The following is an 11,175-nucleotide window of genomic DNA, read 5'->3' as shown; positions in this document are numbered from 1 at the left end:
TGTGATAGACCACTAGGTCAGGAGTCTGCGGCGCGACGGTCGAGGGACCCGCGATGTCAGGCAGCAGCGGCTGCTGCTTGCTATCCGGCGACAACGTGAACTCGGCAGCCCGCGTGCCGTGGTCGAGATAACAGCCGAACCCTTCGCGATAGACGGCGTGGCTGCGGCCGAGGCCAAGCAATGTCACCGTGACGTCGCGCCTGGCGCGGTCCACGCGATAGCCGAGCGCCCATGAGATCAGGCCGGCACCGGGCATTGCCGCTGTCGTCTCGGCAAGGATCCTCTCGGGCTCGAGCCCGGAGACAAAGATCTCCGAACACAGGATGCCGGCGACAAAGCCCGTCGTGACTTTCGGCACCTCCCGCGCCCACGCGACGGAGAGCGCCAGCGCGCTGACCGTGGCGGTGGCAGCAAGGATCAAGATCAGCTTTCGTCGGGTCACCGCTGCCTCCGGGATTGGTCGTTCATCGCCCAAGAGGAAGCGCAACGCAGCCGCCGCCCGCTCGCCGGATTTGCAAATGGCGCTGGCCGAAAGCTGAAACGGCCTCGCCGATTTCAAAATTATGCAATGATTACAATGAGCGACGCGTCAGGCCGCCGATGCCTTGAGGCGGCGATATTCGGTCGGCGTCAGCCCCGTCCCTGCCTTGAAGGCGCGGTTGAACGGACCGAGCGACTGGAAGCCGGCATCCATTGCGATGGTGATGACGGGAACTTCGGCCTGCGCCGGATCGGCCAGTGCGGCCTTGGCTTCCTCGATCCGGTGATTGTTCAGGAAGGTATTGAAGTTGCGATAGCCGAGCCGCTGGTTGATCAGCCGCCGCAGCCTGTATTCCGGTATCTTGAGCTTCGAGGCCAGCGTGCCGACGGTGGATGTTCTCCTGGCGATAGATCCGCTCGTCCGCCATCAGCCGCATCAGCGCATCGACCAGTCTCTGGTCGGCGGCGCCTTCGATCGCGGTCGGTTGGCTCGGCACGTCCGCGGGTCTGGCCGCGGCCGGGAATAGATCGGTGCCGTCGATGCGCATCATCAAATACGCGATGGCGGCGACGATGCAGGCGAGCACGGCGGCGTTGATGGTATTGGCAATTTCGCCCGCGTTGCTGCCCGCGATCGCGATCTGCAGCAGCGCGTTGATGCCGCCATAAAGCGCGGCGGCGCAAACGATAAACACCCGGATGCGACGACGCCGCTCGACCAGATCGGCGGACCATGATGTGACGGTTTGCGCAACCGCCAGCGCGATGAAACCGATCGCAAGCAGATTGGTCGCGATGATGGGCAGGCGCGCATTCCCTGACGGAGAGAGCCACACGCAGCTCGCGAAGCTGAACGCGGCGACCGCCAACCAGACCACGCCCGTGCCACCGGCGCAGCTTGAAATCATCGTCGAACAGCGCGCGCGTGAACAGCCAGAACACCACGACGGTGGCGGTCGAAAGCGCGATCAGCGGCGCGTGCCAGACCGATGGCAGCGAGGTCGCGCCGATCGAATAGCTTGCGGCATGCGCCGCCGAGCCCAGCGCAAGCGCCGCGGCCAGCCGCCCCGCCACCATCCTCCTGAAGTCAGTGACCAGCAACGCCGCAAGCACCAGCAGCAGCGCTACGCTGGCGGCGCGAAGGCAGAGTTCGAGTGCGGCTGTTGTCATCGTTCAATCCGTTCGGCCGAGACTTGAACGGCACTCACCGAGCATCATCCGTCGAACGGTGTCTTTCAATAGGCCACCGGCCGGCCTCACCTCAGCGCGGCGGAGAAGCGTTGATCGAAGTAGCGGCTGACCAGCACCGCCGATCGCGCGTCCAGGTGCACGCCGTCGTCCCATCGCAGTTCGTTACGATCGACGTCGATGGGTAGCCAGCGGCTTTGATCCGGAAACGCGCGATAGACGAGCTCGCGTGTGGTCCTGACATAGAGCGACGTCTCGATCGGCGCGGCGTAGGGCATTTCCATCAGCAGCACGCGGGCGCCGCGCTTTTCCAGCACCTCGATCAGCCGGCGGATCATCTCGATATTGACCTTGGCGGCGGCGCTCGGGTCTTCGGACTCCATCTCTCCGATCGCCCGCTCCAGATAGACGTGGTTGTCGAAATTGCCGGGCGGCTGCTCGAGCAGGCTTTTCAGCCGGGCCGCGATCTGGGCGTGAGTGACGGGGGCATGCACCCGGTTCTCATAGGCAGCAACGGCGGTCCGGATCGGACGCAAGAACAGCGCCTCGTGCCCTTCCTTGGTGGAGAAGCGCTTCACCAGCTCCGCATCCGGTGCACGGGACAAGATGTTGATCTCGACGACGATCAGCTTGGGGAGCTGCCGCTGGCTCGCGAGGATTTCGAGCGCCGTGACGGGCGACCCGCCGGCGAATGCTAGATTCCCCACGCGCGGCGTTTCGAAATATTCCTCCCGGAGCCGGAAGGTCAGCGAGCTGCCCACGAACACGATATCCGGAACGGGATTGTCGACATAGCGATTCACGATGACGAGCGCGCCATCGCGCGCCGTCGTTGCCGGCAATTGCAACGTGTGTCCGAACCGCGCGGTCGCGATGCAGCAGGCGAGCAGCAGCAGCGCGGCCGCAACGGCGCTCTTGATCAACCAGGCGGTGGGTTTCGGCTGCTTTTCCATGCGATCAGAACTGGAAATAGATGAAGGCACTCTCCGGCCCCGCCTCAAGATAGGCAAGCGCGACCAGCGCACCATAGACATATGGCTCCCACCGCATCAGCGCGGTCTCGAACAGCGATGCGATGCGCATATGCTGCAGCAGGACCGGCAGCGCGTAGAGCAGCGCAAGATTGTAGAACAATTTTGGCGGATTCGGATTGGTGGTCGGCGTGAACATGCCGGTGAGATAGGCGAGCGCATGATCGAAATTCGGCAGCTTGAAGAAGATCCAGGCCATGGTGACGCAGAAGAACACCACGCCCATGCGCAAGAGGCGCAGCGGCACGGAATCGATCGCCTGCAGCACATGCAGGAACGGCCGCTCGATCACCAGGAACAACCCGTGCACCAGCCCCCACGCCAGATAGCTGAATCCCGCGCCGTGCCAGAGGCCGCCGAGCCCCATCACGATCATCAGGTTGAGATAGGTCCTGATACGTCCATGCCGGTTGCCGCCCAAGGGGATGTAGAGATAGGTGCGCAGCCAGGTCGACAGGGAAATGTGCCACCGGGTCCAGAATTCCGAAAACGACAGCGACGTATAGGGCAGATCGAAATTGATCGGCAGGCGGTAACCGAACAGAAGCCCCAGACCGATCGCGATCGCCGAATAGCCGAAGAAATCGGCGTAGATCTGATAGCCGTAAAGGAAAACGAGCAGCCAGCGGTCCTGCGTTTGCAGCGTCTCGTAGAGCGGGAAGTCCATATAGGCCGTCATCTCGTTGAGATTGTTGGCCACATAGAGCTTGAAGAAGAAGCCCGCGATGATCCATTTCGTGGCTTCGACGAACGGCACGTCGGCAAGCTGCTTCGGCTGGATTTGCGGCATGAACATGCCGGCACGCGTGATCGGCCCCGAAACGAGCTGCGGAAAGAAGATGATGTAGAGGAAGACATCGGCAAGAGGCGGCCGCGGCGCCTTGCTGCGCGTGAGGTCGACCAGGAGGCTGATGTTGTGGAAGACGAAAAAGGAGATGCCGATCGGCAGCGGCAGCCTCAAGAGGAAGTCGATCGCCGCATTGTCGACCAGCACCGGCGCCTTCGGATCGAGAAACAGGAATTTGTATTTGAAGAAAGCGAGCAGGGCGAGGTTGAAGACGATGCCGGCCGGCAGCCAGCGGCGTTCGTGCAGCGAAAGCGCCAGGAACAGGTAGGTCCCGCCGACCGCGACCGCGAGCAGCGGCAGCAGCTCAGGCTGGCCGTATCCATAGAAGAACAGGCTCGCGACCACCAGGAGCTGGACCTGGAACCGCCGCACCGGCGGGAGGTAGTAGGCGACAAATACGATCGCGGCAAACAAGCCGAATTGCCACGACGTGAAAGTCATGTTCCGGGGGCCTCGCGGGAACCTTGAAGCCCATGCCATGCCCCATCGGCAATTCCCAAGTCAAGCCAAGATGACGCGAAACGCCGGCGCTGGCGCCGGGCGGCATGTCCGGGATGATGGCGTGCAGGCGGCGGATTCCTGCTATCATTAAGGCCACGAAAAAGGAGTCCCCCCTCATGAGCTGGCTTCCCTCCAACGATCCGATCCTCGGCGATCCCAAGACCTGCGACGCGCTGGAGCTCGTCATCGTGCCGCGCACCCGCGATCTCGGCGACGGATTTGCCGTGCGGCGCGCGCTGCCGCATGGCAAGCGGCAGATGGTCGGCCCCTTCATCTTTTTCGACCATTTCGGGCCGATGCAGTTTCTCGCCGGCAAGGGCATGGACGTGCGGCCGCATCCGCATATCGGCCTTGCCACCGTCACCTATCTGTTCGACGGCAGCATCATGCACCGCGACAGCGAGGGCAACATCCAGGAGATCCAGCCCGGCGCGATGAACCTGATGACCGCAGGCCGCGGCATCGCCCATTCCGAACGCACGCCTGATGTCCAGCGCCGCGACGGCCAGAAGATGCTCGGCCTGCAGAGCTGGATCGCGCTGCCGCAAGCCAGGGAGGAGATCGCGCCCTCGTTCCAGCATTATGCCGCCGGCGACCTGCCCATGATCAGCGAACGCGGCTTCACCGCGCGCGTCATCGCCGGCTCGTCGTTCGGCATCTCCTCGCCGGTCGAGATGGTCTCGCCCTGGTTCTATACCGAGGTCACGGCAGAAGCCGGCACCAGCGTGCCGCTCGACCCCGATCACGAGGAGCGCGGGATCTATCTCGTCGACGGCGAAGTCGAGATCGCCAATGAACGTTATGAAGGCCCGCGCCTCCTGATCTTCCGGCCCGGCGACCGCATCACGGTAAAGGCGCTGCAGCCCACGCGGATGATGTTCCTGGGCGGCGACGCGCTGGAAGGCCCGCGCCATATCTGGTGGAATTTCGTCTCTTCCAGCAAGGAGCGGATCGAGCAGGCCAAACAGGACTGGAAAACCGGACGTTTCGAGCCAGTCCCGCAGGAACATGAGTTCATTCCGCTGCCGGAGTGAGCTATCTCCTCGTCGCTTTATGTCGCCCGCAATCTCGCGGGCGGCAGCTTTGAAGGTCTGACCAGATGAATGCGATGCGCGCCAGCGACCTGCCCTTGCCGCAGATCGGCCGCGGCAAGGTCCGCGATATCTATGCCGTGGGCGACGACCGCGTGCTGCTGCTGACCACCGATCGCATCTCGGCATTCGACGTGGTGATGGCCGAGACCATCCCGATGAAGGGCGCGGTGCTGACCCAGATCAGCGCGTGGTGGTTTCGCCAGCTCGAGGGCACCGTGCCGCATCACATGATCAGTGCCGATGCCGACGAGATCATCCGCGAGGTGCCCGCTCTGAAAGGCCATCGCGCCGATATCGTGGGCCGCGCGATGCTGTGCCGGCGCACCCTCGTCTTTCCGATCGAATGCGTGATCCGCGGCTACATCTCCGGCTCGGCCTGGAAGGAATATGCCGCGCACGGCACGTTGGCTGGAGAAAAGCTGCCGACTGGCCTCGTCGAGAGCGCCAAGCTCGAGCCCGCGATCTTCAGCCCGGCGACCAAGGCCGAGACCGGGCATGACGAGAACATCACGGTGGCCCGCGTGCGCGAGATCGTCGGTGGCGAGGTTGCCGACACGCTGGAGCGGATGGCGCGCACGGTCTACGCCTACGGCGAAAAGGTGAGCCGCGAGCGCGGCATCATCATCGCCGACACCAAGTTCGAATTCGGGCGCGACCAGGATGGACGGATCATCCTGATCGACGAGGTGATGACGCCGGATTCGTCGCGCTTCTGGGCGGTCGATGTCTACAAGCCGGGCCAGCCGCAGCCGAGCTTCGACAAGCAACCCTTGCGCGACTATCTCGACACTGAGCGCCGCGCCGGCCGCTGGAACGGCGACGCACCGGCGCCGCCATTGCCGGCCAGCGTGGTGGAGGCGACCAGCAAGCGCTACCTCGAAGCCTATCGGCGCGTGACGGGTTCGGACCTCAAAATCTGACCCCGTCATTTGCGAGCGTCGTAGCCCGGGTGAAGCGAAGCGCAAGCCGGGACAGCTCGATCCACAGGCGAGACCGCCCCCGGATTGCGCTTCGCTTCACCCGGGCTACGTCACTCAACAATTGGGCCCCATAGTTATAGGTTCCCTCCGCGGGAACGACGAATGCACGCATTGACACAAAAATCTTGTTGTCGCGGCCGGCTGCGCTCGTTTACCAGTGACGCGGCTATCAGGGGCAAATGCAAGGCGTGGTGCATCGAAACGTCAATCTCGGTCCGCGGATTGGTCGCGCGTTCAGCGATATCATCGGCGGCAGCGCCGCCAGCGTGCTCTCGATTACCTTCGGCCTGTCCTACGCGCTTCTGATCTTCGCCGGACCGCTGTCGCCCTATCTCGCTTACGGCGTCGCCGCCACCTTCATCTCATCGGCGATGCTGGCGCTGGTGATCGCGCTCGGCAGCTCGCTGCCATTTGCGGTCGCGGGTCCCGAGAGTTCCACCGCGGCGATGACGGCGATCCTCGCCTCCGCGCTGGTCGAGCGCGTAGCGGCCACGAATCCAGCGGCGCCGATGCTGGCGCCGGTCCTGATCACGCTCGGGCTTGCCACCATCATCACCGGCATCGTGCTGTGCGGCTTCGGCGTGACGCGGATGGGCCGCGCCATCCGCTATGTGCCCTATCCCGTCGTCGGCGGCTTTCTCGGCGCCACCGGCTGCCTGCTCGTGCTCGGCGCCGTCAGGGTCATCACGGGCGTGGAGCTGAAGTTTGCGACGCTACCTCAGTTCGCAAATGTCATCACCATCGCCGAGCTGTCGGCCGCCTGCGCCATGGCGCTGATCCTGTACCTGACCTGGCATCGCTCGCGCAGTCCGTTCGGACTGCCGGTGATCCTGGTCGGCGGCGTGCTCATCGGCCATCTCGCATTCTGGATCATCGGCCTTACGCCCGCCGAGGCGCAGGCCGCGGGCTGGACCTTTCAGCCGCCGCCTCCGACCCGATTCATGCTGCCCTGGAGCGCGGTGAATTTCGCTGACTATCCCTGGTATGCCGTACCGGACCTGCTCGGCAACCTCGTCGCCGTCGTCTTCGTGACGGCAACCAGCACCCTCTTCAACACCACCGGCATCGAGGTCGCCGCGCACCGCGAGGCCGACCTGGAACGGGAACTCAATATCGCCGGCCTCGCCAATATCCTGACCGGCGCCCTGGCCGGCTACGCCGGTTGCACCTCCACCACCCGCTCGCTGCTCAGTCTGAACAGCGGCGCTACCGGCCGCCTTTCCGGCATCACGGTTGCGGTCGTCTCGCTCTTGATGCTTGCGGTCGCACCCGAATTGCTGGGCTACATGCCGAAATTCGTGCTCGGCGGCCTGTTGATCTATCTCGGCGCCGATCAGCTCCACAAATGGATCGTCGAGTCGCGACGGCGGCTGTCGAAGACCGAATATGTGTCGCTGCTCGCGATCATCCTCATCATCCTGCAATGGGGCTTCGTGGCCGGGGTTTTGATCGGCGTCGTGATCGGCTGCGCCACCTTTGCCTTCAGCGCCGCGCGGATCGAATCGATCAAATATGGTTTTGACGGCACGGAATATCGCAGCTCGCTGGACCGCTCGCGCGATGATCTGGACCTGCTGGCGGACCATGGCAGCGAGATCCAGGGCCTGAACCTGCAGAGCTATCTGTTCTTCGGCTCGGCCAACCGCCTCTACCAGCACGTCAAGGCGCTGCTCGCACGCCATCCGGAATGCCGCTATCTGGTGTTCGACTTCAAGCTCGTCACCGGCATCGATTCATCGGCGGCCTACAGCTTCGCGCAGATCAAGCGCAGCGCCGATGAGCGCGGCGTCAAGCCGCTGCTGGTGTATCTGGCGCCAGCAGCCGAAAAGACCTTGCGCTCGAGCGGCTTCATGTCCGGCGAGGTCAGGATCGAGCCCGAGCTCGATCATGCGCTGGAATGGTGCGAGAACGAGATCATCGCCGAGCACCGCGGGCTGGAGCAGGAGGAAGCCAGCCTGCGCGACTGGTTCACCGGGATTCTCGGTTCCGAGCGGGAGGCAAGCGCGCTGATGCATTATTGCGAGCGCGTCGAGGTCGATGCCGGAGAGACCATCGTCCGCGCCGGCGACGCCGTGGATTCCATGCACTTCATTCTGGACGGACGCGTCGGCGTGATGGTCGCGGCCGATGATGGCCGCCCGACCCGCGTGCGCAGCCTCGGCCGCTACACCACGGTCGGCGAGATGGGCCTGGTCTCGCAATCGCGGCGCAGCGCCACCATCCAGGCCGAGGTCGCAAGCGTGCTCTACGTCCTGAACACGCATCAGTTCGAAGCGCTCAGGGACGACGACCCCGCGCTCAGCCACAAGCTGCTGACCTATTTCGTCTCGATCATGGCCGAGCGCCTGAGCTTCGCCAACCGCACGATTGCAGTGCTGCGGCGATAGATAGCCGCGATGCCGTAGGGTGGGCAAAGCGCAGCGTGCCCACCATTTTGGCTCGAGTGCGGATGGTGGGCACGGCTTATGCGCGCCTTTGCCCACCCTACGCCGCTAGGCTTCGACGCAACTCAAGTGAGGCTTCCGCTCTCTCTTCCGGTGGACCACCGTTGCATCGGACATTGAAAGTTAATCACTTGTTAACCATACGGTCGCCTAATGCGAATGATTTGGAGGGAATTTGGATTCACCGCTCCGGCGACGCGAACGAAGTCGATGCCTTTGTCGGCCGATCTTACCATTCGTTCGTTTGCCAGGCTGACGGTTCGCGTTACGGCTGTCCTACGCGGAGCAAAAAATGTCCGGAGAGAATGATCTAGTGGGCACTCTCAGCCGCGATCTCGATCGCGCGCGCGGAAAACGCGACGCACTAGCATCCGATGTCACGACACTCACGGCTCAGATCGCCGAGATCGAGGCCCGCCTTTCTGAGGAAAGAGTTCGGCGCGAACGCAATCACGTTCTGGGCGAAATCGAAGCTATAAAAAAGCGAATCGCGCAAACCGGCAAAGCGTTTACACCTGTCATCAGCGAGCTCTGCGAGGCGACCGAGATGGCCGCGGCAGTCGTGCCCGAAGCTCGCGAGTTCAATAATTTTCTATCATCCGTCGCGACCGAAGTCGAAGCCGTCATCGATCCCTTATTGCGCGAACTGGACCGACGCGCGGATGCGGTGCGAGTCGGCCACGCTGCACTGGATCTCCCGCGCCTGGCCAATGAGGCGCCAACCGAGCTGCCAAAAGATAGTAATGATCGCCTGCTTGGCTTGCTCCGTCTTCCAGCATGGCTGTCGCGCAACAAGGAGGTTGGAAAAGAAGCAGCAGAGAACCCGGACGGCACAGCCGCGTAGAACATCGGCGCGCTGCGCACCTCAAAGAAGACCCTCGATGCGCGTGTGACGGACTTTTTGCAGCCGTCTACTTCCGGCACTTGGAAAGAATTACTTTGGTTCCTACCACGTGCTCAGGTGGCCTTGCGGCGCAGGAAGGCCGGGATATCGAGAAGGTTCTCCTCGATCAAATTCCGCCCGGGAGAGGAGCGGCCGTACGGATCGACGCCTTGCGGAGCCGCATGGCGCGCATGTTCCGACATCGGCGCTGCCGGTCGCCCTTCAGGATGGCGGGTCGTCGGGCGGAGCAGCGGACTCTCTGATTGCGGCGCGGGTGCGCCACGCTCGATCCCGTTGGCAACGCGACGGTTGTCGTTCCGCAGCCTGCCCGCGAGTTCGGTAAGTGCGCTTTCCGCCGGTTGCGTCCGTTGCGCCGGGCCAAGATTATCGATGCCGGTCGCCACCACCGAGACGCGGACGATGCCTTCCAGGCTTTCGTCGAAAGTGGCGCCGACGATGATGTTGGCGTCGAGGTCGGCCTGTTCGCGAATGCGAGTAGCGGCTTCGTCGACCTCGAACAACGTCAGGTCCTTGCCGCCGGAGATCGAGATTATGAGGCCACTGGCGCGCTTGATCGAGGGGTCCTCGATCAATGGATTGGAAATCGCGGCCACAGCGGCGTTGAGCACGCGCTTCTCGCCGGAAGCCTCGCCCCTGCCCATCATGGCTTTGCCCTTCTCGCGCATGACCGAGAGAACGTCGGCAAAATCGAGATTGATCAGACCTTCCTTGACTATCAGGTCGCTGATGCATGCCACGCCCGAATAAAGCACTTGATCGGCCAGGGCGAAGGCATCCGCGAATGAAGTTCTCTCGTTGGCCACCCGGAACAGGTTCTGGTTTGGGATGATCAGCAGCGTGTCAACCGCCTTCAATAGTTCGGCAATGCCTGCTTCGGCAATGCGCATGCGGCGCTGACCCTCGAAGTGGAATGGCTTGGTGACGACACCAATGGTGAGAATGCCAAGCTCGCGCGCGGTCCTGGCTATAACGGGCGCCGCCCCAGTGCCCGTACCGCCGCCCATGCCGGCCGTAACAAACACCATGTGCGCGCCGGTCAAATGATCGCGGATTGCATCGGTCGCCTCTTCGGCCGCAGCGCACCCCACTTCGGGCTGCGCGCCGGCGCCAAGACCCTTGGTCACCTGGCTGCCCATCTGGACGATGCGCTTGGCCCTCGACATGCCAAGTGCCTGCGCGTCGGTATTGGCAACGATGAAGTCGACCCCACTCAGCCCGGCGGCGATCATGTTGTTGACGGCATTGCCGCCAGCACCGCCGACCCCAAACACGACAACGCGCGCCTTCATCTCCCTGATATCGATGGTATGGGTCATTTTTGCCTCACGTTGCTCCGGCAAGTCGGGAATGAGAGGGCGCGGATCAGCTATGTACAAGCCCTGCGGTCTGTTTCCACTTCGGTCCTGCCATCATCCGAAAGTGAGCACGGCAACTGGCATCGCTTGGCCAGCGAACGAGCGGCCTCCGGCGAGACTGTCAGGCGGGCACCTGGAGCGGCATATGTCAGCGCCTCAACGGACATCGGCTGTTCTCCTAGAACGAACCGGGCGGTAATCGGCTGATGATGACCGGGCGATGACTGCAGGCTAGGCTGCGTTGGTTAACAGAGTGTTAAGAGCATGATCCGGAAAAGTGGACACCGGACCTTCAGGTTATGAGCCTGAGGGTGAATGGAGCCATGACGAACCTCAGCGTCGTAGAGCCTG

Annotated in this window: 6 protein-coding genes and 3 pseudogenes; 4 read left to right on the top strand and 5 right to left on the bottom strand. The window is 63.1% G+C overall.

Going from position 1 to position 11,175, the window contains the following annotated elements; genetic code table 11:
- The 4 genes and pseudogenes from CWO89_RS33225 to CWO89_RS33210 form a co-directional block, all read right to left on the bottom strand.
- Window positions 1-442 (bottom strand): annotated as a pseudogene (locus CWO89_RS33225) (serine hydrolase domain-containing protein); the annotation flags it as partial.
- Between the two features lie 147 nt (window positions 443-589).
- Window positions 590-1,650, bottom strand: a pseudogene (locus CWO89_RS33220) (helix-turn-helix domain-containing protein).
- Between the two features lie 86 nt (window positions 1,651-1,736).
- Window positions 1,737-2,621 (bottom strand): hypothetical protein, encoded by an 885-nt coding sequence (locus tag CWO89_RS33215; protein WP_130582709.1) that lies wholly within the window; start codon window positions 2,619-2,621, stop codon window positions 1,737-1,739.
- Between the two features lie 4 nt (window positions 2,622-2,625).
- Window positions 2,626-3,987: an MBOAT family O-acyltransferase gene (locus tag CWO89_RS33210; protein ID WP_165421427.1), complete on the bottom strand. Its 1,362-nt coding sequence runs from the start codon at window positions 3,985-3,987 to the stop codon at window positions 2,626-2,628.
- Window positions 3,988-4,163: 176 nt separating this feature from the next.
- On the opposite strand from CWO89_RS33210, the gene CWO89_RS33205 reads away from it, so the two are divergent.
- From CWO89_RS33205 to CWO89_RS33190, 4 genes are all read left to right on the top strand, one after another.
- Window positions 4,164-5,081, top strand: coding sequence for a pirin family protein (locus CWO89_RS33205; protein ID WP_130582707.1), 918 nt, complete (start codon window positions 4,164-4,166; stop codon window positions 5,079-5,081).
- Between the two features lie 65 nt (window positions 5,082-5,146).
- Entirely contained in the window at window positions 5,147-6,061 is a 915-nt protein-coding gene (locus tag CWO89_RS33200) for a phosphoribosylaminoimidazolesuccinocarboxamide synthase (RefSeq protein WP_130582706.1), read from the top strand.
- A 251-nt stretch (window positions 6,062-6,312) separates the two neighbouring features.
- A complete protein-coding gene (locus CWO89_RS33195; protein ID WP_463703026.1) occupies window positions 6,313-8,508 on the top strand; it encodes an SLC26A/SulP transporter family protein in 2,196 nt (731 codons plus the stop codon).
- Between the two features lie 349 nt (window positions 8,509-8,857).
- Complete coding sequence (locus CWO89_RS33190; protein ID WP_245476695.1) at window positions 8,858-9,409, top strand: hypothetical protein; 552 nt, start codon at window positions 8,858-8,860, stop codon at window positions 9,407-9,409.
- Window positions 9,410-9,744: 335 nt separating this feature from the next.
- On the opposite strand, the pseudogene ftsZ reads toward CWO89_RS33190, so the two are convergent.
- Window positions 9,745-10,785: pseudogene (gene ftsZ / locus CWO89_RS33185) on the bottom strand (cell division protein FtsZ); the annotation flags it as partial.
- Window positions 10,786-11,175: the final 390 nt, after the last annotated feature.

The organism is Bradyrhizobium sp. Leo170, from assembly GCF_004296405.1.
Classification (GTDB): domain Bacteria; phylum Pseudomonadota; class Alphaproteobacteria; order Rhizobiales; family Xanthobacteraceae; genus Bradyrhizobium.
This window is presented reverse-complemented; position numbering and strand designations above follow the sequence as displayed.

Excerpts from the sequence above, each read along its gene's own strand:
- CWO89_RS33215 (WP_130582709.1), bottom strand. The coding sequence starts at position 2,621 with ATGGAAAAGCAGCCGAAACCCACCGCCTGGTTGATCAAGAGCGCCGTT.
- CWO89_RS33210 (WP_165421427.1), bottom strand. The coding sequence starts at position 3,987 with ATGACTTTCACGTCGTGGCAATTCGGCTTGTTTGCCGCGATCGTATTT.
- CWO89_RS33205 (WP_130582707.1), top strand. The coding sequence starts at position 4,164 with ATGAGCTGGCTTCCCTCCAACGATCCGATCCTCGGCGATCCCAAGACC.
- CWO89_RS33200 (WP_130582706.1), top strand. The coding sequence starts at position 5,147 with ATGAATGCGATGCGCGCCAGCGACCTGCCCTTGCCGCAGATCGGCCGC.
- CWO89_RS33190 (WP_245476695.1), top strand. The coding sequence starts at position 8,858 with ATGTCCGGAGAGAATGATCTAGTGGGCACTCTCAGCCGCGATCTCGAT.